This is a genomic window from Humibacter antri (genome assembly GCF_054777235.1).
Genome location: NZ_BAAHAW010000002.1, coordinates 26,822 through 51,525 on the forward strand (window position 1 = coordinate 26,822; position 24,704 = coordinate 51,525).

Genomic DNA, 24,704 nt, shown 5'->3' on the forward strand with positions numbered 1-24,704 from the left:
AGATGAGCGGGAGGGCGACGAGGCGGAGCCGCCGCCCTCCCGCCGCGGATCAGGAGGTGAGCTTCGCCTGACGGAGGTCGATGCCCGGAATCGGCAGGGCCGGCACGCCGGTCACCTTGTTGGGGTACCAGGCGGTGAGCATGTCGACGAACACCACCGGATAGATCACTGCGTTCTTCGCGATGGTGTCGAGGTTCGCCTGGATCATCGAGTTGCGCTTGGTCTCATCCGGCTGCTGCGCGGCCTTGTCCATGGCGGCGAACAGCGCCGTGGCCGCCGACGACGTGTCCCACTTCGTGTACTTCATCCAGAGACCGCCCTTGGTGTAGTTGTACCGCATCAGGAGGTCGGGGTCGGTGCCGAACTGCTCGGGGTTCGAGCTCGCGATGACGACCTGGTACGAAGCATCCTGGTCCATCTTCGTGAACAGCGCGGCGGTCGCCTGGGGCTCCTGAGTCACCGTGAACCCGAGCGCCTCCCAGCCTTCCTGGATGACGTTCAGCGAGTTGACCACATACGACGTGTTCGTCGCCAGGATGGTGATCTTCAAGCTGGTGTCGACTCCGGCTTCCTTGAGCAGCTGCTTCGCCTTCGACAGGTTGTGCGTGTAGACGGTGCTGGCGGGCTTGAACCCGGATGCCTTCGGCAGGAAGCTCTGCGGCTGATCGCCGTAGCCGCTCAGTCCCACCTTGATGAGCTTGTCGACGTCGATCGCGTAGAACAGCGCCTGCCGCACGCGCTCGTCGTCGAACGGCTTCTGCGCGGTGTTGAACATCATGAACACGTTGTCCATGCCCTTGGCCTCGCCGACCTTCATGCCGGCGCCGGTGAGCGATGAGACATTCGTGGTCGGCACGTTGTCGGTGACGATTGCGGCACCACTGAGCACCTTGGCGACCAGGGCGTTCGGGTCGGTGATCGAGAACCAGGTCATGGTCTGGAAGTTCGGCTTGAGCGAGCCGTTGTAGTCGGTGAACGCTTCGAACGCGGTGCTCGTGCCGAGGTTGTTCTGCGACACCTTGTAGGGGCCGCTGCCGATGATCTGGCCGGTGCCGGTGGCAACGGCCGCCCAGTTCGTGTAGGCGTGCTTCGGCACGATCTTGACCATCTCGAGACGCTGCACGCCGAGCGGGAACGGGTAGTTCAGGTGCAGCGAGACGGTGGAGGCGTCCACCTTCTTCACCGAGTCCAGCCATCCGGTGAAGAACTCGTTCAGGAGCACGGTCGGGTCGAGAATGCGCTCGAAGCTGTAGACGACGTCGTCTGCGGTGACCGGGGTGCCGTCGTGGAACTTCGCACCCTTGCGGAGGCTGAACTTCCAGGTGGTGGCCCCGGGGTTCGTGGGCAGCGCGGTGCCCAGCGCCGGACTTGCCTTGCCTGTCACGAGGTCGGTGGTGACCAGTCCCTCGTAGATGTGCCGGTTCGCGGCCATGACGAAAGCCGACGCGGTCTGCGACGGGTCCCAGCTCTGGTTGTTGCCGTAGCCGACCACGGCGTTGATGGCGCCGTTCGGCCCCGAGTAGCCGGCTCCCGAAGAGGTGGCCTTCGCGCTCGAGCCCGTCGTCGAGGCCGGGCCGGTGCAGGCTGCCAGCGTGGCGCCGATGGTGGCTGCCGCCGCTGCTGCGCCTGACCACCGCAGCAGGGTGCGTCGTGTGAACTCTCTAGACTCGGACGGTCCGAAAGGCTTCGACATCTGTCTTCTCCTTGCTCGTCTTTGAACTTCGGCGACGACGTGATCGCGACGCCTGGGGCACTGTTGGTTGAGGGATGTCGGTTGTCGGACAACCGATGTCGTGTTACTTTAGTGCCACCCTTCCGATTCGTCAATTGCGAACGGCTGCGGCGAAGAAGACGGGAAAGAGGGGTACCGATGGCCAAGCCGGTTTCGCTTGCGAGAACCAGTCTCGTGACCGAAGTTCAAGATGCGATCAAGGACCTCATCTACGAACGGCACCTCAAGCCGGGCGACCCGCTGCCGACCGAGCACGAGCTGGCCGAGACGCTCGGCGTGAGCCGCAACTCGCTGCGCGAAGCCCTCAAGGTGCTCGAGGCGACCGGTGTCGTCGTCATCCGGCGAGGCTACGGGATGGCCGTGGGCGAGATGAGCCTGAAGGCACTGATCGCAGAGCTCGTCTTTCACGCGCGGCTGTCCGTTCAAGAGGGCACCAAGGAGCTGCGCGACCTGATGGATCTGCGAGCAGCGCTCGAGGGCGCCCTCATCGTGCGTGCGATGGAAGCGATGAATGAGGACGACCTCGATCGCATCGACGCCGCAGTCGTCGCCATGGAGCGTGCAGCGGGCGAGGGCCGGTTCTCCCCTCCCGACGACCGCGTGTTCCACGAACTGCTCTACCGCCCGCTCGACAACCCCTTCATCTCGCAACTCTTGGCCGCATTCTGGGACGTCTTCGACCTGCTGCAGGATCACCTGCCCTCCAGCGCTCAGACCCCAGCAGAGATCGCGGCGCAGCACCGGGAGATCCACGACGCGCTCGTCCGTCGGAATGCCGAGGCCGCGACGGCTGCGCTGCAGGCGCATTTCCACGGCATCGCGCAGCGACTCGACCTGGATTCGGAAGTCGCCGCGCCGGTCGCCTGAGCAGCTTCTCGAGGTCGGGCCGCCCACGAGGTGGAGCCGCCCACGAGGTGGAGCCGCTCACGGCGTGGGCGCTTACGCCTTCCCGCGGTTGCGGCGCCGTACAGGGCGCGGTGCCTTGCCTCCGACGAACGAGCGGCTCGCGTCCACGACGAAACCGCCCTGCCGCAGTGCCTGCCGACCCACGAGCATCCTGAAGCCCATCTCGTCGCGGTTCGTCAGCGTCGTCTCCGCCCGAACACGGTGCCCGCACAGCTCGAGCTCGACAAGCACGACGTAGCGGTGCTCCACGTGCCCCGACGAACTGCGCACCAGCCGGCGGTCGTAGATCGGGCACTCGACGACCACGGCGTCTCGGTCGGAGTCCTGCCACGGGCGAACATGGAACCGCACGCGAGCCCCGTCGTCGAGTTCTTCGATGTCGAACGCGTGCAGCGCCGAACTGCGGGCGCCGGTGTCGAGTTTCGCCTTGACCCACGGCACTTCGATGGCGGGCAGGGCAACCCACTCGCGCCACCCCACGACGGTGCTTGAATGGATAGTCTCGCCCATCCCCCCATCTTTTCAGGAGCCCACGTTGAAGTTGGCCATTCTGTCGCGGGCGCCGCAGTCGTACTCCACCCAGCGTCTCCGCACCGCCGCCGCAGACCGTGGCCACCGCGTGAAGGTGCTCGACACGCTGCGGTTCTCGATCGACCTCTCCGGCGACGAGCCCGACCTGCAGTACCGCGGCAAGCTGCTGTCGGACTACGACGCGATCCTCCCTCGTATCGGCAGTTCCATCAGCTACTTCGGCACGGCCGTCGTGCGGCAGTTCGAGCAGATGGATGTCTACACGCCGAACACCGCGAACGGCATCACCAACTCGCGCGACAAGCTGCGTGCCAACCAGATCCTCTCCCGTCACAACATCGGCATGCCGGCGACCGCGTTCGTGCACAGCAGGGCTGACGTGCGCACCGCGATCGAGTCGGTCGGCGGAGCCCCTGTGGTGATCAAACTCCTGGAGGGCACGCAGGGCATCGGCGTCATCCTCGCGCCGGAGGCCAAGATCGCCGAAGCGATCATCGAGACCCTGCACTCGACGAAGCAGAACGTGCTGGTGCAGTCGTTCATCGCCGAGAGCAGAGGTCGGGATGTTCGTGCGCTGGTCGTCGGAGACCGGGTCGTGGCCGCGATGCGGCGGGTGGCCAGCGGCGACGAGTTCCGCTCCAACGTGCATCGCGGAGGCTCCGTGCAGCGCATCGACCTGCCGTCGGAATACGAGCAGGCCGCGGTGCGCTCCGCGCAGATCATGGGCCTGCGCGTCGCCGGTGTGGACATATTGGAGGGCGACGCCGGACCGCTCGTGATGGAGGTCAACTCCTCACCCGGGCTGCAGGGGATCGAGACCGCGACCGGACTCGACGTGGCCGGCGCGATCGTCGACTACATCGACAACCAGGTCGCGTTTCCCGAGATCGATGTGCGTCAGCGGCTGACCGTCTCGACCGGATACGGCGTGGCCGAACTCGCGGTCGGAGCGGATGCCGACGTCGTCGGCAAGCGGCTGCGCGATTCCGGGCTCGACGAGCGCGACATCACCGTGCTCACACTGCACCGCGGCGCCACGGTCATCCCGAATCCGCGCGGCAACACGGAGCTCGAGGCGGGCGACCGGCTGCTCTGCTTCGGCAAGCTCGAGGAGATGCGGTCGATGATCCCCGCACGCAGGCGGCGTCGCACGAAGGTGCGCAAGCTCCCGAAGGACGCGCTGCAACTGGAAGGGTGAGCTGCCGGCTCTGCGTCACGCGTGCGGCACGTGATCGCTCAAGCGTAGAGAGGCATCAGCTTCGCCTGCTCCACGAGCCAGGCACTGAACGCCCATGGCGTGCCGCGCAGTGCTGCACCCAGCTCGTCGGGTGCGACCGCCGCCGTCTCGGCGACCTCGGCCGGGTTGACCGCGGGCTCGCCCACCGCCCGCGCCACATAAACGGGACAGATCTCGCACTCGACCACCCCATTGGCGTCGACGGCCCGATAGCGGAAGTCGGGCAGCACCAGCTCGAGGTCGACCAGACGGATGCCCAGCTCATCTCGCGCGTGCCGGCTCACGGCATCCGCGACCTCTTCGTCCGGAGCGGGGTGCCCGCAGAACGCGTTCGTCCACACGCCGGGGAACGTGAGCTTCGACAGGGCGCGGCGCGTCACGAGCACGTGCCCGTCGTCGAGCAGCACATGACACGAGAAGCCGAGGTGCAGCGGGGTATCGGGTCCGTGAACGGAGGCCTTCTCGGCGGATCCAGTGCGGTTGCCACGGTCGTCGAGCAGCACGACGCGGGTGGAATCGACGGTCACAGGGTCGAGTCTGCCAGTACCGGAAGCGCCGTCGAGCACCCCGGTGCTTCGACCTCCCAGCAGCGTCACGGACAGACCCGCCGCGCGGCGGACTGCGCGACCACGTCGACGAGCGATTCGGCGGAGCGATCCGGCGCGACGACATCCACACGCAGGCCGAAGCCCCGGGCATCCCGAGCGGTGCGCGGCCCGATCGCGGCGACCAGCGTGGCCTCCGGCACGGGGCCGAGTTGCTGCTGCACCTGTTCGGCGACGCTGCCCGAGGTGATCAGGATGGCCGTGATGCGGCCGGATGCCACGTCTGCGACGACCTGCTCCGGCACGGGAATGCCCACTGTGCGGTAGGCGACCACCGATTGCACCTGATGCCCCATGGCGGTGAGCCCGTCGGTGAGCGTGGTCTTCGCGATCTCGCTGCGCAGCGTGAGCACCCGCAGCGGAACCACGCCTCGCGTGACGGCCGGCCACTCCTCGAGCATGCCGGCGGCCGAGCTGTCGTCGTCGGGCACGAAGTCCGCTCGGTAGCCTGCGGCGAGCAGCGCGGCTGCGGTGGTCTCACCCACCGCTGCGATCCGCGTGCTCTGCGGGATGCGTGCCCGATGCGCCGACAGCACGTCGACCGTCGTCGCACTGGTGACGGTCACCCAGTCGAAGTCACCCGCGGCGAGCGCCGCCAACGCGCTCTCCAACGCCGCCTCGTCGGAGGTGGCGGCGAAGTTGATCATCGGAGCGACGACGGGCGTGCCGCCGTGCGAACGGATGTCTGCTGCGACGGAGTCTCCCCAGGGTCCGCCGCGCGGCACGAGCACGCGCCAGCCTGCCAGCGGCTTCGGACCCTGCGTCGGTATCGGGCCGGTGGCGCCCGCGGTCATCGGGCGTCACCGCCTCGCGCATCCGACGCGTCGCGAGCCGGGGCCTGTCCGGCCGCTGCCCCGTCGCCCAACGGCGCCAGCTCTGCGGCTCCGCCGGCGAGGAGCTCGTCTACGACGCGCTGCGCGGCATCCTTCGCGGCCTCCAGCAGTGCGGCCTGACCGTTGCCCTCGAGGCTGGCGGCGTGGGACGAGGTGAGGCGCTGCGTGCCGTCAGGCCTGTAGACGGAGGCGGTGAGGAACAGGAGGCCGTCCTCGATCAGCGCCGTCGTGCCGAGCGGGGCGGCGCAGCCCGCCTCGAGGCCGGCGAGCACCCCGCGTTCCGCGGCGACGTTCGCCCGCGTGGTCGCGTGGTTCACGGCTGCGAGCGCCTTGGCGAGCGCACGACCCTGTGGCGAGGCATCCTTCTCGCGGCGGGTCTCGAGCGCGAGTGCTCCCTGCCCTGGAGCAGTGGGCCAGTCCGCGAGCTCGAGGTGCTGTGACGCGGCATCGGCTCGTCCGAGGCGGCTGAGTCCCGCGGCAGCGAGCACTATCGCGTCGAGCCGCCGCTCCTCGTCGACAGCGTCGAAGACGCGGCCGAGGCGGGTGTCGATGTTGCCGCGGATGTCGATGACGTTCAGATCGGCACGCACCGACTTCAGCTGCGCGACCCGGCGGGGCGATCCGGTACCGACGCGCGCGCCGTCCGGCAGAGTGGCGAGTGTGAGGCCGTCACGGGCACGGAGCTCGTGACGGATGCAGAGCACGTCGCGGGCGTCCGCTCGCCTCGGGACGGCCGCGAGGACGATCTCCGGATGCTCTGCGGTCGGCAGGTCTTTCAGCGAGTGCACGGCGACGTCGATCTCGCCGCGCAGCAGTGCGTCGCGCAGGGCAGACGTGAAGACCCCGGTGCCGCCCAGCTGCGAGAGCGACTCCGTCGTCGTGTCGCCGTGCGTGGTGATCGTGACCAGCTCGACGTCGAGACCGGATGCCTTCGCCAACGAGTCGGCGACTTGCCGCGTCTGCGCCAGGGCGAGCGCGCTGCCACGTGTTCCGACCCGCAGCGCCGTCATCGGGCCGCGACCTTCTCTCTGCGGGCGCCGACCGGCTCGTGGTCGGGCCAGGGGCCGAGCTCGGTCACGTGCGGTCGTTGGTCGGCAGGCACGTCGTTCAGTCGCTCCTCGATCAGATCGACCAGACCCGAGACGAATGCCGGCTGCGTGCCAGGTGTCGGCACACGCACAGCCCGCAGCCCGTTCTCAGTGGCCGTCGCGACCGCCTCGTTGTCGAGGTCCCACATCACTTCCATGTGGTCGCTGACGAATCCGAACGGCACGATGATCACCGCCTTCGTGCGCCCGTCGACGGCGAGGTCGGCGATGGCGTCGTTGATGTCGGGTTCCAGCCAGGGCGTGCGCGGGTCACCGGAGCGCGACTGGTAGACGAGGGACCATGGGATGTCTGCGACCGCCGCGCCGGCATCCGGACCCGTCGCCTCGCCGATCGCTCGGGCTGCCCGCGCTGCCGAATTCCGTGCCGCCTGCAGTGCCTCGGCGCTCAGTGTCTGGGCGCTCAGTGCCTCGGCACCCGAGATGGCATGCGCCACGGCGCAGTGCTGCGCCACGTAGGCGCCGCCGGTGCCGAACTGCGGGCCGGAGGCCTCCGCCGCGGCGGACGGAATGGAGTGCGTCACGAACAGCACGTGAATCTCATCGCGGGTCACCGCATCTGCTGCCGCTTCGGCGGAGCCGTCAGCACCACGCCCCGCCCCTGCGTCGGCGGTGAGCTCGGCGACGGCGGCTTCGACACCCTCGATCAGCGGCGTGACGAAGCCGGGGTGGTCGAAGTACTCGCGGATGCGGTCGATCGACACGATCTCGGTGAGTCCGGTCTCGGCCAGCGCCTGCTCGAAGTCCTCGCGATACTGTCCGACGCCCGAGTACGAGGTATAGGCACTGGTGACCAGGGCGAGCAGACGATCGTGACCCGCCTCGTGTGCTTCGCGAACGGCATCCGTGAAGTACGGCTTCCAGTTGCGGTTGCCCCAGTGGATCGGAAGGTCGATGCCGCGACGCGTCAGCTCCGCCTCGAGGGCGGACTTCAGCTCGCGGTTCTGGTCGTTGATGGGGCTCACGCCACCGTGGTGGCGATAGTGGTGCGCGACCTCTTCGAGTCGCTCATCCGGGATACCCCGTCCGCGCGTCACATTGCGCAGGAACGGGATGACGTCATCCTGACCCTCCGGGCCGCCGAAGCTGGAGAGCAGGATCGCGTCGTATGTCGTCATTGCAAGACCTCGGGAATGGCTGTCACAGGAATGCGCCGACCCGTATAGAAGGGAACCTCTTTGCGCACGTGCCTGCGGGCATCCGTCGCGCGGAGATCGCGCATCATGTCGACGAGATCGACGAGATTGTCTGACTCCATCGGCAGTAGCCATTCGTAGTCGCCGAGAGCGAAGGCGGCGACCGTGTTGGCCAGTACCGAGCGGAAGGCCGCGCCTTTCCGACCGTGGTCGGAAAGCATGCGACTGCGCTCGGCGTCGGGGAGAAGGTACCACTCGTAGCTGCGCACGAACGGATAGACCGTGAGCCACTCCCGCGGCTCGATGCCCTCGAGGAACGCCGGCACGTGGGCCTTGTTGAACTCCGCCCCGCGATGCACGCCCATGGCGTTCCACGTGGGGAGGAGGTCGCCCAGCAGCGTCGTCCTCTTGAGTCTGCGCAGCGACGCCTGAAGCTGCTCCGCCACCGGGCCGTGCATCCAGACCATGATGTCGGCGTCTGCCTTCAGCCCCGAGACATCGTAGAAGCCCCGAACCGTGACGCCGTCGGCCTCGACCTCGGCCACCGCGGACGTGAGTTCCGACGTCGCCGGCTCGACTTTCGACTCTTCGAGGTCGAGTGGACGCCGCGGATCGCGTCTCAGCACCGCCCACAACGTGAAACCGTCGGGCTGCTCGGCCGTCGACCCGCGCTCGTCGGGCTTCGAAGCGGCATCCGTCGGGTGTTCGGATGCTTCGGGAGTGCTGTTCTGAATGGGGGAATCGGACGCCGCGTCGGCGGCCGCCGGGTGTGTCATGGCAACCAGTCTCCCCCGTTGTCCGCTGAGCAGCAAAAGGAGGAGGCGGTCGATGACGTACCCGGCGCCGCACTGTACGCAGCTGCCGTCCCGTCAAGCCCTTGGCGGCGGGCACGTTTGGACGCATGCTGAACAAACCTGACGAAATCACTGGGATGAACCGAATAAAACTGCGCTTCGTGGTGTTGATAGATACAAATGTCTGAATCGTTGAAGAACTCCAGCCGTATCGCGGAGCAGTCCTCCACGAGTACGACCCCTCGCCGTAAGCGCCCGAGCCGCGCCAAGGCGAAGCCGATCATGGATGCCCGCGCCAAGGTGATCTCTGCGTTCCCGTGGGCTCAGAACCTTTCGTACCTCGAGCAGCAGCAGTTCGCGGACGAGCTCGCCCACCACCCGCGCGACCTCCCGAACGGACAGCTCGAGGCGCTGATCCTCTCCTGGAAGAACCGGGCGCGCCGCGCCGCGTGACCCGGCCCCCGACGGCGCGGCCCTGGTGCGACGTGGCGCCGGATCTCGTCCTGCGTGGCGCCGGATCTCGTGCTGCGGCCGTCGCGCGACGTCGCGTCGCATGCTGCGCGTCCGCTTTCGGCAACCTTGCGTCGCGTCTCGCGCGTCCTGCCGAAAGCCGTGGCGGCACCCTCGAACCGAGGTGTCCCGTGAGCCCGTACGCCAGTTCGTCGGCCGGCTCTCTGCGGGTGGCATCGGCGAGGTGGGTCCGCGTCACGCCGGTTGACCGCGCGCCCATTCCGGCCTCGCGCAGCACCAGTTCGCGTTGTGTGGGGTCGACTGACGGCAGTCGGGTGTCGTCGTCGTAGGTCTGCAGCATTGCGTCGTACATGCACCGATCATGTCGATCGCGAAGCAGCGGATGCCCGCGACTGCGATGGTCTGTGCAGAAGTCTCCGGGTGGCTCCGTGGGGACGAAAAGCGTCCATACCGGCAGTCGGTCGAGCACGATCATCGATTTGGACCTATCTTCGACACTGATCGACACAGTCTTTCCGTCCCCAGCATCGGAGTTCCCGTAGATCCGCACAGGGAACGGTACGTGTCGTTGATATGTTCGAATCTATGCCGTAGATTGGGAGCATGCTCAGCAACGTCGAACGGCTCACGGACACGACCTCTCGTGTCTGTGCAGCTTTGTCGTGCGGCAATGCCGGTTCCGCGGGCGGGTACCGCGATTCAACGCACGCGAGCGCAGATTCAACTCGCGCGAGCGCCGATTCAACACGCACGAGCGCAGAAGGTCGCACGCTGATCGAGTCCATCGACGCGCTCGCCGACCAGGTGCTGGCTCGATTGATCTCGGATGCCTCTCGCGCACGTGCGGAATTCGACACAGTACTCACCGCCGCTGCCGGCGTGGCGGCGAAGCGATCCGAGCGCGCTCTGGGTCATGCCGGGCTCGCGCAACGAAACGGCCACCAGAATGCGGTTCGCTTCGTGCAGTCTCTTACCGGCGCGAGCCGAGGCGAAGCATCCCGTCAGGTACGGATGGGTGGCGCCATGGGCGAAGTCGACGCCGCCGAACGAGCGCGACGGAGTGCCAAGGAGATGAGCGGCGCGCTTCTCGTCGATGGTGGCGGGTCAGACAGCGACGGACTCGGTGGCGACGGACCCGAGGGCGGCCCATCCGATGGCAACGCAGGTGACCTGCGTGTGGGCTCCGCCGCGAACTCCATTCCCCTTCCTTGGAGCCACCCGATCGTCGCAGCCGTGAGTGCCGGCATCCTGTCGCCTGCTGCCGGCGATGCGATCGCTCGCGGACTGGGGGAGCCGAACGCGACCTGCGAGGCTGAGGCGATGCGACTCGCGGCGAGTGCGCTCGTCAACGAGGCGAGGTCGACTCATGTCGATGAGCTCTTCGGTCTCGCACGACGTAAGCGTGATGAGATCGACCCGTTGGGCGTGCGCGAAAGATGGCAGCGGCGGTATGACAACCGCTCCTGGACCATGCGCCGCAATCACGATGGTCAGCTGACAGCACATGCCGTCTTCGACGATGAGTCCGGCGTCTTCGTGACCCAGCTGCTCGACCTTGCTCTGAGCCCGCGGCGAGGCGGTCCGCGATTCGTCTCCGAAGATGACCGCCGCTGGTCGGATGAGCTCGCCGCCGATCCGCGCAGCAACGAACAGTTGGCACTCGACACGATGATGGAGGTCTTGCGCGGCGGCGCCGCAATGGATGATTCCACAACGCTCCGCACGCACCGACCCGCCGTTCGCGTCATGGTCACCCGCGACGATGACGCGCCCGATGGAGTTGCCTTCGGCATCGGACACCTCGAGGGGAGCGTTGACGCCGTGCCGCTTTCTGTCATCGAGACGCACCTCTGCAACGCGGGCACCATCGACGTTCACACCGACGAGGCCGGGAATGTACTCGATCTCGGTCGCGAGAGCCGCCTGTTCAACGGACGGCAGCGCGTCGTGCTCCGCACCCGGGACGGAGGATGCGTCTGGCCGGGATGCGACCGGGCGCCCTGGAGCACCGAGGCGCACCACATCGATGCCTGGGCCGCGGATCACGGCCGGACCGACATCGCCGACGGCGTGCTGCTCTGCAGATTCCACCATCTGCTGCTCCACAACAACGGCTGGAAGATCAGCAGAGACAATACGCAGTACCTGCTGATGCCGCCGAAGAGCGTTGATCCAGCTCGCACTCCGATCGAGCTCCACACGAAGTCACCAGGATGGGCGCATCACCGAAGAGTCGCGAAGCGACGACCGCCCGGAGCGCGCTCGGTCGCGGAACCGACGCCAGTCGGCGGTGCGAGGTAGCGGGAAGCCCCGCAGGGCGGGCTTGCGCACCGGCATGGGCATCACGACGTACGTGCAGCTGGACTCGCATCCAACCCGACGTACGTGCCACCGGGTTCGCGACCACACGCCTACCGCGTTGTCACCGACTACTGCACCGTCGGCGACGACACCACAGTTGGCTGCTGCAGCATGACGCCCTCGAAGAAGGCGGTCAGTTCATCGGTGGCCGTCAGCGGAAGAACGTGCGCGACGTACTGGTCCGGGCGCACGACCACCACGACTCCGTCACGAGACAGCTCACGTGTGTCGAAGATGTCCTCGCCAGGCCCCGCCGCATACACCTTCTCCCAGTCGGTCAGGCCGAAAGGACCGGTCTGCGGCATGAAGACGGCCGGCACCTTCGCGATGTCCACCTCGTCATAGTTCTGCTGGTAGATCGCCTTCACGTCGAAGACTGCGTCAACGTCGTCGCCAGAAGGGGTGAACCGCCGCAGTGGCGACTCGGCGGCATCCTGCAGCCATCCTGCCCAATCGGCGAGAGCCGACGGTTCGCCCGCAGTCCCTGCATCAGCGAAGGCGTAGATGCGCCAGCGTCCGTCCGCCTTCGCGTGGTGACCCAGATGCTGGATGTTCCCATCGCACACACCCACCACCTCGGCCGATTTGAAGCGCTTGCCGATCGGGAACCCGACCGCCAGCGCTTGGTGCGTCGGCTCGCCGGTGATGATCGACGGCTTGTATTGCGTGAGGAATCCGGACGGGAAGTCCGACGTACGCAGGTAGAAGTCCGCAAGTTCCTGCGGGTCTGCGAAATCCTCCGGTCTGCGCGCCATCATGCTCGACCACTCGCGGTCGAAGTCGATGAGCTCCTGCGCGACGGGCTGACGCTCTGCGGAGTAGGTGGCCAGCAGCGACTCGGGGCTGCGGCCGGAGAGCACGTTGCCGAGCTTCCAGCCCAGGTTGAAGCCGTCCTGCATCGACACGTTCATGCCCTGGCCGGCCTTGGCACTGTGGGTGTGACAGGCATCGCCCATGAGGAAGACGCGCGGGGTGCGATCCGATCCCTCCGGCACCTCGTCGAACTTGTCGGTGACTCGGTGCCCGACCTCGTAGACGCTGCTCCACGCGACCTGCTTCACGTCGATCGAGTACGGGTGCAGAATCTCGTTGGCCTTCGCGATGACCGCCTCGATCGGAGTGTGCCGCACTTTGTGATTGTCGTCGTCAGCGACCTCGCCGAGGTCGATGTACATGCGAGAGAGGTAGCCGCCCTCGCGGGGAATGTGGAGGATGTTCCCCGCCTCGGCATTGATCGCGCACTTGATGCGCCAGTCGGGGAAGTCGGTGTTGACCGTGACATCCATCACGCCCCATGCATGCCGCGCGAACTCGCCGAGGTGCTTGCGCCCGATCGCATCGCGCACCCGGCTTCGCGCCCCGTCGCCCCCCGCGACGTACCTGGCGCGCACGACCCGCTCTTCGCCCTCGCGCTCGCCCGCGACGTAGCGGATGCGCACCTCGACCGGGTAGTCGCCGATCTCGTGAACAGTCAGTCCGAGGAACTCCACGCCATAGTCAGGCACGATGCGGCCCGGACCGTGCGCGGCGGCCTCGGCGAAGTAGTCGAGCACCCTCGCCTGGTTCACGATCAGGTGCGGGAATTCGCCGATGTGCTTGGCGTAGTCCTCGGTGCGCGAGGTGCGGATGATGTCGGCCGGGTTCTCCGGGTCGGGGCCCCAGAAGTTCATGTAGGCGATGTTGTACGCCTCGGCGGTGATGCGCTCCGCGAAGCCGAACGCCTGGAACGTCTCGACGCTGCGCGGTTGGATGCCGTCGGCCTGCCCCAGCACGAGGCGCCCGTCGCGCTGTTCGATGAGGCGTGTCGTCACGTCGGGAAACTGCGCCATCTGCGCCGCCAGAAGCATGCCCGCCGGTCCGGAGCCGACGATCAGCACGTCGACATCGTCGGGGATGTCTGCGGACCGATCGATCCCGGCACCCGCAGCCGGCAGAACGGTCGGGTCGCCTGAGACGTACCCGTGGTGGTGGAACTGCATGGAGTGGATCCTTCCTCGGACATCGGTGTCGAGGTTGTGGTGAAGGTCTTCGTGTTCTATATTCGAACACTGAGTTCTACTATTGAACAAATCATAGATTTGAGGCGCCCATGCCGCAACCGACCCCACTGCGATGGCCGCTTTCGGCGTGCGGCCAATCGGAGACACGTCGGCCGTGCGGCCCGGAAGCGGCCGCTCTCGGGTTCGGCACCGGCGTGTCTCCGATCGACCGCCCGCACGGCAGCACACGAGGATGACGCGCGTGGGAATAGAGGGCGCACCCGACACAGCAACCCGGGCACCCGACACACCGTCCGGCACACCCGACACAGCGGCCCCCGCACACCCGACACACCCGACACCGCGACCGGCGCCAACACAGCGACCGGCGCGCCCGACACCGCGACCGCGGCACCCGGCACCACGACCACCACAGCACCCGGGGCACCCGACACCATGACCGGCATAGCACCCGGGGCACCCGACACGCAGTGCCCGGGCCACACATTCGGCCCCGGTCCCGCCGCACCGGCGTCGCAGACGCTGAGTCGCGGCATCCGCATTCTGGAGGAGCTCGCCGACGCGCGCGCGCCGCTCGCCGTCGACGAGCTCGCCCGGCGGCTCGGTGTGCATCGCTCCATCGTCTATCGGCTGCTGCGAACCCTGGATGACCACGGCCTCGTCCTGCGCGAAACCGACGGGCGCTACGCGCTCGGCGCGCGGCTCGCAGCGCTTGCGATGGCGGCCGTTCCCGATCTTCAGGCCGCGAGCGTTCCGGAGCTGAACGCCGCAGCCGATGAACTGGGCATGACCTGCTTTCTCGCCGTGCTCGATCACGACGAGTGCGTCACTCTCGCGAGCGTCGAACCGCGGCACGCGGTTGCGTCGGTGGCGCAGCGCCCGGGAGCGAGGCATCCGGTGTGGGCGGGCGCGCCGGGCAAGGCGTTGCTCTCGATCATGCCGGAGAGCGAGTGGCCGACCGCCGTGCCGGCCCACATCGTCACCGATGTCGCGGCAGTGCGGGAACGCGGCTGGGCCACCAGCCACGACGAGGTCATCCCGACGCTGAAGTCCGTCTCGGTGCCGCTGCGGCTTCGCGGCAGGCGCCGCGCCGCCATCGCCGTCGTCTATGTGGGCGAGGCGATCGAGCCGGAGCGGATCGCGCGCCGCCTGCGCGACGCGGCAGACGCCATCCGTGACGCCCTCGGCGAGTAGGTGCACCCCACGGTATGAGGGCATCCCACCATGTGGGGCACTCATACGAGTAGGGCACCCCACGGTATGAGGGCGCCCCACCGCGCAGGGCGCCCCACACGCTCGCCTACGCCTTCGACAGGCCGTAGATCGGACTCGCGTTCTGCTCGTCCTCGTGCTCCGGACCCAGCGGGATGCCGGTGCGGTCGCGCAGCAGCAGGGTTGCCGCGAGTCCCACGAGCGTCATCCCCGCCAGATACCAGGTGATGCCTGTGGTGGAGTGGGTGGACTGGAAGATCGCCTGCGCGATCATCGGCGAGAACGCTCCGCCGACGATCGCTCCGATCGCGTACGAGATCGAGACACCGGAGAACCGGATGGAGGCCGGGAAGAGCTCGGCGTACATGGCCGCCTGCGGCCCGTACGTCAGCCCGAGACCGATCGTCAGGCTGGCCAGGGCGACGAAGAGCGACCAGGGTGTTCCGAGGTTGGTGAGCGGGAACAGCAGGAAGACGCCGATCAGCTGAAGAATCCAGCCCAGGATGTACGTGTTGCGGCGCCCGATCTTGTCGGACAGCCATCCCGCTACCCAGGTGGCGATCAGCCAGGTCACGCCGGAGGCCGCGACCACCCAGAAGACCGGCCCCGGATCGAGGCGGATGGCACCCTTCGGGTCCGTCGCGTAGTGCTGCACGTACCCTCCGGTGGTCATGTAGCCGACTGCGTTGTTGCCCGCGAACACAAGTGCGGCGACGATCACGACCAGCAGGTGGCGACGGAAGAGCTGCACGATGGGCATCCGCGTCTCCTCCTTGCGCTCGGCGATCTCCTGGAATACGGGGCTCTCATCGACCCGCCTGCGCACCCAGTACCCGACCGCGATCAGTACGACCGACAGGAGGAACGGCACGCGCCATCCCCACACGAGGAAGGCTTCACCCGGCGCGATGAGCGCCATGAGCGCGAGCACGACGGATGCCAGCAGCAGCCCGATCGGCACCCCGATCTGGGGCGACGCACCGAACACGCCGCGCTTCTTCTTGGGTGCGTGCTCGACCGCCATGAGAACGGCGCCTCCCCACTCGCCTCCCGCGGAGATGCCCTGGATGACGCGCAGCAGAATGAGGAGTGCGGGTGCCCACACGCCGATCACGGCGTGTGTCGGGAGCACGCCGACCAGGGTCGTCGAGACGCCCATCAGCAGGAGCGTCATCACCAGCATGGGCCGCCGGCCGATCTTGTCGCCGAAGTGCCCGGCGAGGAACGCACCCAGCGGCCGGAACAGAAAACTCACGCCGACGCTGAAGAACGAGACGATCTGGGCGAAGTCCGGGCCCATGGGCTCGAAGAAGAGATTCGCGAACACGACTCCCGCCGCGAATGCGTAGATGAAGAAGTCGTACCACTCGACGGTGGTTCCGACGACGGTCGCGACGACGACCCGTCGCCGGTCGACTGCTGTTGCAATGGTGCCTGTCGGGGTGAACCCCGATTGAGCTGAGGTGCTCATGTGTCTGACTCCCTTGTCATGGATTGCCCCCCACGCTGCTGCAGGTGGACTTGGCGACACTCCCCCGCTTCCCAGCGGGCGGAACTGCGGACGGTGCCGGCGCGGCGCGGCCTTGTTCGATCGGGACTTGACCAACCCTGCTGGATGCTTGACCCAGCACGCTTGCGGTTCGGCTTCACGTCGTGCCGAGGGTCACTCGGCATGCCGATCATATACGATTTGAGATACAATGCAATGGCGCACCGATGCGGACTGCGCCTGACGGAACTGCGCCTGAGAAGGAGAATGCAGGTCATGACCAGCGAAACCATCGCAGCGAACGCGACTGCACCGGATCCGCGATTCGCCGCGCTCCCGTCACGCCCAGGCAAGATCGTCGCCGTCCACCTCAGCTACGCATCGCGTGCTCGGCAGCGTGGGCGCCGCCCGGCCGCCCCCTCCTACTTCTTCAAGCCGTCTAGCTCGGTGCAGGCATCCGGCGGGGAGATCGTGCGTCCGGCCGGCACCGAACTGCTCGCGTTCGAGGGCGAGATCGCTCTCATCATCGGCACGGATGCTCGGAACGTCTCGCCCGCGCGAGCGTGGGATCACGTCGCCTGGGTCACGGCCGCGAACGACTTCGGGCTGTACGACCTTCGCGCCAACGACAAGGGATCCAACGTGCGCTCCAAGGGTGGTGACGGGTTCACACCGATCGGAGCCCGGCTCATCGACGCGCGCGCGATCGATCCACAGGCGCTCCGACTGCGCACCTGGGTGAACGGCAGGCTCGTGCAGGACGACACCACCGATGGCCTGATCTTCCCGCTGGCGCAGTTCGTCGCCGACCTCTCCCAGCACTTCACACTCGAGGCGGGAGACGTCATCCTCACCGGCACACCCGCCGGCTCCTCCGTGGTGCAGCCCGGCGACGTCGTCGAGGTGGAGGTGGATGCACCCGGTGCGGCGGGGCATCCGTCGTCCGGTCGCCTCGTGACCGAGGTGGTCGAGGGCGTCGCAGGGTTCGACCCCGAGCTCGGGTCGTTGCCGGCGGTCGACGACACGCAGCGCGAGGAGGCCTGGGGATCGAGGGAGGCGGCAGGGCTCGCAGCCGCCGAACCGGCGCTCTCGCCGGCATCGACAGGCACCCCTTCCGAGGAGACCGAACAGTGAGCGAGACTCTGCTGACGACCGGTTCGGCGGATGCCGTCGGCAAGTCCCCGGCCGGCAGCAAGTCGGAACAGGCCTACGCCTACGTTCGCGAGCGGATCGTCGACCACCGCTACAGCCCCGGCTACCGGCTCGTGCTCGGCACCATCGCTGACGACCTGTCGATGAGCGTCGTTCCCGTGCGCGAGGCGATCAGGCGCCTCGAGGCCGAGGGCTTCGTCACGTTCGAGCACAACGTCGGCGCGCGCGTCGCGCTGGCCGACGAGTCCGAGTACACCTACGCGATGCAGACGCTCGGCCTCGTCGAGGGCGCGGCGACGGCACTCTCCGCGCCCCTCCTGAAGGATGCCGATCTCGACCGCGCGCTGGAGATCAACGAGCGCATGCGGCGCATGCTCGACGAGCTCGACCCGCACGAGTTCACTCGCACCAACGAGCAGTTCCACTCCGTGCTGTTCGAGCCGTGCCCGAACCCGCACATCCTCGATCTCGTGCAGCGCGGCTGGGGGCGGCTGCGTGGCGTCCGCGACTCCACGTTCTCGTTCGTGCCGCAGCGCGCCAGGCATTCGGTCGCCGAGCACGAGGAGATCGTGCGGCTCATCCGCGCCGGTGCGGACGCGCTCGACATCGAACTCGCCGCCCGGCGCCACCGCTGGCGAACTCTCGATGCCTTCCTTGCGGCCCGCCACCCGGCGGGGACACCGCCGGTCGAACCTGTCGAAACCGTTGAAGGGCGGTTTCGACAGGCTCAACCCGCGGCAGGCGGGACGCTCTAGGCCCGGCGGCAGGCGGGACGCCTTAGGACCAGCAGCAGGCGGCACGGCCTAGGACCGGCAGCAGGCGGTATATCCCTACGAAGCCCACCAACACGAACCACCTCGACTCCACCCGGAGGAACCATGACCGACACCACCACCGAGCTCGACGCGCGGCACGTTCCCGCCGATCTGCCCGAGCACATCCAGCACTACATCGACGGGGAGTTCGTCGACTCGGCCGATGGCGACACGTTCGACGTGCTCGACCCGGTGACGAACGAGACGTACGTGCGCGCTGCGGCCGGCAAGAAGGTCGACATCGACCGCGCCGTCGCCGCCGCCCGTCGTGCATTCGCCGAGGGCCCGTGGCCGAGGATGCTCCCCCGCGAGCGCTCGCGCGTGCTGCACCGCATCGCCGACATCGTGGAGTCGCGGGATGCCCGTCTCGCCGAGCTGGAGTCCTTCGACTCCGGCCTTCCGATCACCCAGGCGCTCGGCCAGGCGCGTCGTGCGGCGGAGAACTTCCGGTTCTTCGCCGACCTGATCGTGGCGCAGGCGGACGACGCGTTCAAGGTGCCCGGCCGCCAGATGAACTACGTGAACCGCAAGCCGATCGGCGTCGCCGGCCTCATCACGCCGTGGAACACGCCGTTCATGCTCGAGTCGTGGAAGCTCGGCCCGGCACTGGCCACCGGCAACACGGTCGTGCTGAAGCCGGCGGAGTTCACGCCGCTGTCCGCATCCCTCTGGGCCGGCATCTTCGAGGAGGCCGGCCTCCCGAAGGGCGTGTTCAACCTGGTGAACGGACTAGGCGAAGACGCCGGCGACGCGCTGGTCAAGCATCCGGATGTTCCGCTCATCTCCTTCACGGGAGAGAGCAGCACCGGGCAGCTGATCTTCGGCAACGCCGCACCGTTCCTCAAGGGACTCTCGATGGAGCTGGGCGGCAAGAGCCCGGCCGTCGTCTTCGCCGACGCCGACCTCGACGCCGCCATCGACGCCACGATCTTCGGCGTCTTCTCGCTGAACGGCGAGCGCTGCACCGCCGGGTCGCGCATCCTGGTGCAGCGCGAGGTCTACGACGAGTTCGTCGAGCGCTACGCGGCGCAGGCGAAGCGCGTGGTCGTCGGCTACCCGCACGAGAAGACCACCGAGGTGGGCGCGCTCGTGCACCCCGAGCACTACGCGAAGGTGATGAGCTACGTAGAGCTCGGCAAGCAGGAGGGCCGGCTCGTGGCCGGCGGCGGTCGACCGGATGGCTTCCCCACCGGCAACTTCGTCGCACCGACGGTCTTCGCGGATGTCGCACCTTCGGCACGCATCTTCCAGGAGGAGATCTTCGGTCCGGTCGTGGCGATCACGCCGTTCGACACCGACGAGGAGGCCCTCGAGCTCGCCAACGGCGTGAAGTACGGACTCGCCGCATACGTGTGGACGAACGACCTGAAGCGCGCCCACAACTTCTCGCAGTCGATCGATGCCGGCATGGTGTGGCTCAACTCCAACAATGTGCGCGACCTGCGCACGCCGTTCGGCGGCGTGAAGGCATCCGGTCTCGGGCATGAGGGCGGCTACCGCTCGATCGACTTCTACACCGACCAGCAGGCCGTGCACATCACGCTCGGCCCCACCCCGAACCCCACCTTCGGCAAGAACTGACCCAACCCGTTCCCGCTGGTTGAGCTTGTCGAAACCAGCATCGCTGATTGCCACTCGTGCCGGTTTCGACAAGCTCAACCAGCGGGACAATTCACACGCAAGGACGCTGACCATGACCCACCGCGACGACATGACGCTGACCTCGTCGGGCTTCTACGTCTCCCAGGAGGCGCCGATCGAGTGCACCGACCCCACACCGACACCGCAGGCGCCTGCGCCGGACATCCTGCGCTGCGCCTACATGGAGCTGGTCGTCACCGACCTGAAGCGATCCCGCGACTTCTACGTCGATGTGCTCGGCCTCACCGTGACCGAGGAAGACGAGAACACCGTCTACCTGCGCTCGCTCGAGGAGTTCATCCACCACAACCTCGTGCTGCGTCAGGGCGACGTGGCCGCCGTCGCCGCGTTCTCGTACCGGGTGCGCACACCCGAAGACCTCGACAAGGCGGTCGCCTTCTACACGGAACTCGGATGCCGCGTCGAACGTCGTGCGGACGGCTACACGAAGGGGATCGGGGACTCGGTGCGCGTGACCGACCCGCTCGGCTTCCCGTACGAGTTCTTCCACGACGTCGAGCACGTGGAGCGCCTCGCGTGGCGCTACGACCTGTACACGCCAGGTTCGCTCGTTCGCCTCGACCACTTCAACCAGGTCACGCCCGACGTGCCGCGCGCCGTGAAGTTCATGCAAGACCTCGGCTTCCGGGTCACCGAAGACATCCAGGACGAGGAGGGCATCGTCTACGCGGCATGGATGCGCCGCAAGCCCACCGTGCACGACACGGCCATGACCGGCGGTGACGGACCGCGGATGCACCACGTCGCGTTCGCCACGCACGAGAAGCACAACATCCTCGCCATCTGCGACAAGCTCGGCGCCTTGCGGCGCTCCGACTGCATCGAGCGCGGCCCTGGGCGCCACGGCGTCTCGAACGCGTTCTACCTCTACCTGCGCGACCCCGACGGCCACCGAGTGGAGATCTACACGCAGGACTACTACACCGGCGACCCCGACAACCCGGTGGTCACCTGGGACGTGCACGACAACCAGCGCCGCGACTGGTGGGGCAATCCGGTCGTGCCGAGCTGGTACACGGATGCGTCACTCGTGCTCGATCTCGACGGCAACCCGCAGCCGGTTCTCGCCCGCACCGAGGCATCCGAGATGAGCGTCACCATCGGCGCCGACGGCTTCTCGTACACTCGCGAGAACGAGGAGTCCATGCCGGAATGGAAGCAGGGGGAGTACAAGCTCGGCCACCAGGTGTGACGGCGGTCTCATCCCCGCGGCGGTGAGACCGCACGCGCACCCGAGACCGCACACCCACCCGGAGACGGCACGAACGCCCGGGGCCGCGGGCAAAACCCGAGACCGCAACGCACCCCCCGAGACCGATCGCGCACCCCCAGACCGCGGGTGAATCCCAAGACTGCACGCCAAACCCGAGACCGCGGGTAAGTCGCGAGACTGCACGCACACCCCGAGACTGCGGGTGAATCCCGCTGTTTCGGGGTGTGCGTGCAGTCTCGCGGACTTCGCGGCGATCCGGCGGCGCGGTCCGGTGGCGCAGACCTCCGGCGGCGAGGTAGCGCAGGACCGGGCGCTCGCCTTACCGCGAGCGCAGCATCCGCACGGCGAGCCACACCGTGCCGGCGATCGCGGCGACGACACCGGCTGCAACCGCGGCGAGACCCAGCGGGTTCTCCTCGGCTGCGGTGCGGATGCGCCGCGGCACGTTCAGCTTGTCCTGCAGGGCATCGAGTGTCGCGGCGAGTTCTGCGCGGGCGGCCGCCACGTCGGCGGCAGGGCCCGACCCCGTGCCCGCCTCAGCATCCTTGCGCGCTCCCGGCGAGACGTTGCCCGACTCCACAGGTTCAGTGGTCATAGTCGCCCAGCCCCTTCACCGCGTTGACGTCCTTCTTGATGCTCTCGATGGTCTCGGTCGGTGCGGGCGGCATGCCGCGCTTCAGCACCGAGAGGCCGACGAGGCCGATGATTCCGGCGAGGATCAGCAGGCCTGCCGCGACGATGAGCGCCGCAAGCCAAGCCGGCAGCGCGACCGCGATGCCGAGCACTGCCGCAGCCACGAGCGTGCCGAGCATGAAGAACAGAAGCGCAGCGGCCACGACGAACAGGCCGATGCCGATGCCCATGTTGACGGCCTTGCGCACCAGCTCGGCCTTGAGCTGTGCGAGTTCCGCCTTGAGCAGCGCGACGACGAGTCCCGGCAGATCGCGCAGCAACTGGATCAGCGAGCGCTTGTCGCGCAGCCCTCGGTCCCCGATGCTCGACGGCCGTGTGCTCGACTGCCGCGCACTCGACGACTGTGCACTCGACGACTGTGCGTTCGGCGATCCTGAACCCGGCTCACGAGCGCTCTCGGACATCAGGACGCCTGCCCGCCCGATCCTGCCCCACCGGCGTCGGCGGAGCGCCGTCGCACGCCACCCGACTTCGAACCGCTCGCTTTCGAGGTGCCCGACTTCGTGCCGGAAGCCTTCGACCCCGCCGGCGACTCCTTCACGTCCGATGTCGAACCCGACTTCGACGCCGACCCGTTCGAGCCCGACGCGCCCGACTTCGAGCCCGATCCGTTCGACTTCGATGCCGAACCGTTCGACTTCGTCACCGCACGCTTGACGCTCTCCGTCACGGCCGTGCCCAGGTCGCCGATGCGATCGGCCGCGTAGTCCTGCGCCGCGTGAACCTGCTTCTGCACGACGGGCGCCTCCCACACCTTCAGCCAGGCGGACTTGATCTGCTCGTACCTCTGTCGTCCGGCCCGAGTGCCGAGCACGTACCCGGCTCCCAGCCCGACGACGAAGAGAACCTTGCCCTTCATGGTGCCCCCGCCCCTGCAGTGTTCGTCTTGCGACTCCCGGTCGGCCCGGTCAGCCGTTTCCGGTCAGCGTCTTCCAGCGTAGTGCGCGGATGCGTTCGGCGGCCTTGCGGGCATCCGGCACCACCGAGGCGAGCCCTGTTCCCGTCAGCCAGGAGCCTGTCACCTCGATTCCGTCCACCCCGTCGACCGCGCTTCGCACTCGGTCGACGCGCTCCCGCTGCCCCTGCGCGGCAGGGGGAGAAGCGTTCGTCCAGCGCACCGCATCCGATCCGACGACATTAGATTCCGCTAGCGGAATATTCAAGAGGGTTGACGCATCGGCGAGGGCGCGCAAGCGGATGCCCGACTCGTCCATGCCCGCCAGCGGGCTCGGAGACCCGGCTCGCCCGTAGGAGAGCCTGAGAACGTGGCGACGGGCGGGGAGCTGCTTCGCGACCCACGGCCACTTCGCCGTGACGTGGGTCAGTGCCTTCGCCGCAACTTGACTCTGCGGCACGGACTCGGCCACGAGCATCCCGGTGCCCCGTGGCGCCGCGTCGAGGCGGTCGTCGTCGACCACGAGCGTCACGATGTCGACCGTAGACGCCTGCGGCCAGCCGAGGTCGACAAGCGATGACAGCGAGTCGGATGCCTGCCCCAGCAACCCGAGGGCCGCATCGGCGGGCGCCGCCATCAGCACGACGTCGGCGTCGAGCGTCTCTCCACCGGCGAGCTGCACGAGCCAACGCCCCGGTCGGCGCGGCTCCTGCGTCGATTCGCCCTGCGTCGATGGGCCCTGCGTCGATTCGACCCGCTTCGATTCGCCCTGCGTCGAAAGGCCCTGCGTCGATGGGCCGGGTGCGTCACCGAACGCCGCATCGACCGAGGCGGCGAGCGCTTCGGTGTCCCCGGGCACGTCGGAGGCGCTGCTGGACTCCGGGCCGCCGCTCGCCGCCTCACCGCCGGGACGCAGCCCGACCACTTTCGTTCCGGTGCGCAGCACGGCGCCGCGGGCACGAGCATCCGTCGCCAGCACGTCGACGAGTCGCGCCATGCCGCCGATGAGACCACCGACAGCTGAACCGGCCTTCGCCTTCTCGCGCAGCACGGAGACGCCGCCGGAAAGCGAGCCGGTGCGCGTGATCGCCTGACTCAATCCGGGCGCGGCGACCGCGACGTCGAGCTCGTCGGGCGAGGCCGAATACACGCCCGTGGTCACCGGTGCGACCAGGTTCTGCAGCACCGCCTCCCCCATGCGCCTCCGCACGAGCCGGCCGAGATTGCGCTCCTCGCCGATCTTGAGCACGGGGATCAGTCGGTCCAGGTACGCGCGGAACGCGCCGCCCCAGCCGATCGCGGCGATCACGTCGCTGGCCAGCGGCGAGCTCGGGATGCCCAGAAGCCCGGCCTTGGGCATAGGCACGGCGCGTCCGGGGAGTTGGAGCCAAGCGCCGGCGGCAAGGGGCGTCGCGACGGCATCGGCGAGACCGAGCTCGTCGAGCAGCTCGGCCACATGTCCACCGCGAGTGGCGAAGCTCTCTGCACCGGCATCCAATCGGATACCCGCGACCTCGTGCCGCGCGACGCTTCCGCCGAGTTCCTGCCGCTCTTCCAGCACTGTGACGTCGAAGCCGGGACGCGCGATCTCGCGCGCCGCGACCAGCCCGGCGGCGCCTCCGCCGATCACGACCACACGAGTCGGGTGGTCGGTGATCGCGCGTTCGAAGGCTTCGCGCACCTTGCGCGCCTCATCGTCCGCCATGGATGTCTCGCCTCCCGTTCACAGGCCCCGAGCCCCCCAACCGCAACGCCCCGCCCTCGTCGTTCACGTCGTGAAGTCCACCCTTTCGGGCCGCGCTTGAGGGCCGACTTCGCGACGTGAGCCGGATGCGGGTCTGAGCCGTGGCCGGGCGACCAT

Annotated in this window: 21 protein-coding genes and 1 pseudogene; 9 read left to right on the top strand and 13 right to left on the bottom strand. The window is 67.9% G+C overall.

Annotation, left to right across the window (positions count from 1 at the left end; genetic code table 11):
* Nucleotides 1-49 precede the first annotated feature (49 nt).
* Nucleotides 50-1,693, bottom strand: a complete 1,644-nt coding sequence (locus tag ACYVDK_RS00830; protein WP_460516549.1) for an ABC transporter substrate-binding protein — start codon at nucleotides 1,691-1,693, stop codon at nucleotides 50-52.
* A 213-nt stretch (nucleotides 1,694-1,906) separates the two neighbouring features.
* Here ACYVDK_RS00830 and ACYVDK_RS00835 point away from each other — a divergent pair, with 213 nt between their 5' ends.
* Nucleotides 1,907-2,599 carry a FadR/GntR family transcriptional regulator gene (locus ACYVDK_RS00835; protein ID WP_460516552.1) on the top strand — a complete coding sequence of 231 codons (693 nt, stop codon included), beginning with the start codon at nucleotides 1,907-1,909 and terminating at the stop codon, nucleotides 2,597-2,599.
* Nucleotides 2,600-2,671: 72 nt separating this feature from the next.
* Here the strand turns inward: ACYVDK_RS00835 and ACYVDK_RS00840 are convergent, their stop codons facing one another.
* Nucleotides 2,672-3,148 carry an ATP-dependent zinc protease family protein gene (locus ACYVDK_RS00840; protein WP_460516555.1) on the bottom strand — a complete coding sequence of 159 codons (477 nt, stop codon included), beginning with the start codon at nucleotides 3,146-3,148 and terminating at the stop codon, nucleotides 2,672-2,674.
* 25 nt (nucleotides 3,149-3,173) lie between these two features.
* Between ACYVDK_RS00840 and ACYVDK_RS00845 the strand changes: the two genes are divergently transcribed.
* Nucleotides 3,174-4,367: a RimK family alpha-L-glutamate ligase gene (locus ACYVDK_RS00845; RefSeq protein ID WP_460516558.1), complete on the top strand. Its 1,194-nt coding sequence runs from the start codon at nucleotides 3,174-3,176 to the stop codon at nucleotides 4,365-4,367.
* Between the two features lie 38 nt (nucleotides 4,368-4,405).
* Here ACYVDK_RS00845 and idi read toward each other — a convergent pair whose 3' ends face one another.
* The 5 genes from idi to hemQ form a co-directional block, all read right to left on the bottom strand.
* The gene (gene idi / locus ACYVDK_RS00850) at nucleotides 4,406-4,933 is read right to left on the bottom strand and encodes an isopentenyl-diphosphate Delta-isomerase (protein ID WP_460516561.1); all 528 of its coding nucleotides are present in this window, start codon (nucleotides 4,931-4,933) and stop codon (nucleotides 4,406-4,408) included.
* A 65-nt stretch (nucleotides 4,934-4,998) separates the two neighbouring features.
* A complete protein-coding gene (locus tag ACYVDK_RS00855) occupies nucleotides 4,999-5,805 on the bottom strand; it encodes a uroporphyrinogen-III synthase (protein ID WP_460516564.1) in 807 nt (268 codons plus the stop codon).
* A complete protein-coding gene (gene hemC, locus ACYVDK_RS00860; protein WP_460516567.1) occupies nucleotides 5,802-6,854 on the bottom strand; it encodes a hydroxymethylbilane synthase in 1,053 nt (350 codons plus the stop codon). Before hemC ends, ACYVDK_RS00855 begins: the two co-directional genes overlap by 4 nt.
* Nucleotides 6,851-8,068, bottom strand: coding sequence for a ferrochelatase (locus tag ACYVDK_RS00865; protein WP_460516570.1), 1,218 nt, complete (start codon nucleotides 8,066-8,068; stop codon nucleotides 6,851-6,853). The genes hemC and ACYVDK_RS00865 overlap by 4 nt, the downstream gene beginning before the upstream one ends.
* Nucleotides 8,065-8,862 (bottom strand): chlorite dismutase family protein, encoded by a 798-nt coding sequence (hemQ, locus tag ACYVDK_RS00870; protein ID WP_460516573.1) that lies wholly within the window; start codon nucleotides 8,860-8,862, stop codon nucleotides 8,065-8,067. The genes ACYVDK_RS00865 and hemQ overlap by 4 nt, the downstream gene beginning before the upstream one ends.
* A 198-nt stretch (nucleotides 8,863-9,060) precedes the next feature.
* Here hemQ and ACYVDK_RS00875 point away from each other — a divergent pair, with 198 nt between their 5' ends.
* Together ACYVDK_RS00875 and ACYVDK_RS00880 are read left to right on the top strand one after the other, a co-directional pair.
* Nucleotides 9,061-9,333: a hypothetical protein gene (locus ACYVDK_RS00875; RefSeq protein WP_460516576.1), complete on the top strand. Its 273-nt coding sequence runs from the start codon at nucleotides 9,061-9,063 to the stop codon at nucleotides 9,331-9,333.
* Between the two features lie 621 nt (nucleotides 9,334-9,954).
* Nucleotides 9,955-11,652, top strand: a complete 1,698-nt coding sequence (locus ACYVDK_RS00880; RefSeq protein ID WP_460516578.1) for an HNH endonuclease signature motif containing protein — start codon at nucleotides 9,955-9,957, stop codon at nucleotides 11,650-11,652.
* Nucleotides 11,653-11,780: 128 nt separating this feature from the next.
* Here ACYVDK_RS00880 and ACYVDK_RS00885 read toward each other — a convergent pair whose 3' ends face one another.
* A complete protein-coding gene (locus ACYVDK_RS00885) occupies nucleotides 11,781-13,691 on the bottom strand; it encodes an FAD-binding monooxygenase (RefSeq protein ID WP_460516580.1) in 1,911 nt (636 codons plus the stop codon).
* A 456-nt stretch (nucleotides 13,692-14,147) separates the two neighbouring features.
* On the opposite strand from ACYVDK_RS00885, the gene ACYVDK_RS00890 reads away from it, so the two are divergent.
* Nucleotides 14,148-14,906, top strand: coding sequence for an IclR family transcriptional regulator (locus ACYVDK_RS00890; protein ID WP_460516583.1), 759 nt, complete (start codon nucleotides 14,148-14,150; stop codon nucleotides 14,904-14,906).
* 106 nt (nucleotides 14,907-15,012) lie between these two features.
* On the opposite strand, the gene ACYVDK_RS00895 is transcribed toward ACYVDK_RS00890, so the two are convergent.
* Nucleotides 15,013-16,395 carry an MFS transporter gene (locus ACYVDK_RS00895; RefSeq protein WP_460516586.1) on the bottom strand — a complete coding sequence of 461 codons (1,383 nt, stop codon included), beginning with the start codon at nucleotides 16,393-16,395 and terminating at the stop codon, nucleotides 15,013-15,015.
* 294 nt (nucleotides 16,396-16,689) lie between these two features.
* Between ACYVDK_RS00895 and ACYVDK_RS00900 the strand changes: the two are divergent.
* The 4 genes and pseudogenes from ACYVDK_RS00900 to hpaD form a co-directional block, all read left to right on the top strand.
* A pseudogene (locus tag ACYVDK_RS00900) lies at nucleotides 16,690-17,508 on the top strand (fumarylacetoacetate hydrolase family protein); the annotation flags it as partial.
* Between the two features lie 35 nt (nucleotides 17,509-17,543).
* Nucleotides 17,544-18,320 carry a GntR family transcriptional regulator gene (locus ACYVDK_RS00905; protein ID WP_460516589.1) on the top strand — a complete coding sequence of 259 codons (777 nt, stop codon included), beginning with the start codon at nucleotides 17,544-17,546 and terminating at the stop codon, nucleotides 18,318-18,320.
* Nucleotides 18,321-18,443: 123 nt separating this feature from the next.
* On the top strand, nucleotides 18,444-19,961 hold the full coding sequence (gene hpaE, locus ACYVDK_RS00910) for an aldehyde dehydrogenase (protein ID WP_460516591.1): 1,518 nt from the start codon (nucleotides 18,444-18,446) through the stop codon (nucleotides 19,959-19,961).
* A 112-nt stretch (nucleotides 19,962-20,073) separates the two neighbouring features.
* Nucleotides 20,074-21,234: a 3,4-dihydroxyphenylacetate 2,3-dioxygenase gene (gene hpaD / locus ACYVDK_RS00915; RefSeq protein WP_460516594.1), complete on the top strand. Its 1,161-nt coding sequence runs from the start codon at nucleotides 20,074-20,076 to the stop codon at nucleotides 21,232-21,234.
* Between the two features lie 340 nt (nucleotides 21,235-21,574).
* Here the strand turns inward: hpaD and ACYVDK_RS00920 are convergent, their stop codons facing one another.
* The 4 genes from ACYVDK_RS00920 to ACYVDK_RS00935 are packed head-to-tail and all read right to left on the bottom strand — an operon-like array spanning nucleotide 21,575 to nucleotide 24,548.
* Nucleotides 21,575-21,850: a DUF3618 domain-containing protein gene (locus ACYVDK_RS00920; RefSeq protein ID WP_460516597.1), complete on the bottom strand. Its 276-nt coding sequence runs from the start codon at nucleotides 21,848-21,850 to the stop codon at nucleotides 21,575-21,577.
* Complete coding sequence (locus tag ACYVDK_RS00925) at nucleotides 21,840-22,352, bottom strand: phage holin family protein (protein WP_460516600.1); 513 nt, start codon at nucleotides 22,350-22,352, stop codon at nucleotides 21,840-21,842. Before ACYVDK_RS00925 ends, ACYVDK_RS00920 begins: the two co-directional genes overlap by 11 nt.
* Nucleotides 22,352-22,807 carry a hypothetical protein gene (locus ACYVDK_RS00930; RefSeq protein ID WP_460516603.1) on the bottom strand — a complete coding sequence of 152 codons (456 nt, stop codon included), beginning with the start codon at nucleotides 22,805-22,807 and terminating at the stop codon, nucleotides 22,352-22,354. The genes ACYVDK_RS00925 and ACYVDK_RS00930 overlap by 1 nt, the downstream gene beginning before the upstream one ends.
* 49 nt (nucleotides 22,808-22,856) lie before the next feature.
* Nucleotides 22,857-24,548 (bottom strand): protoporphyrinogen/coproporphyrinogen oxidase, encoded by a 1,692-nt coding sequence (locus ACYVDK_RS00935; protein ID WP_460516606.1) that lies wholly within the window; start codon nucleotides 24,546-24,548, stop codon nucleotides 22,857-22,859.
* Nucleotides 24,549-24,704 lie beyond the last annotated feature (156 nt).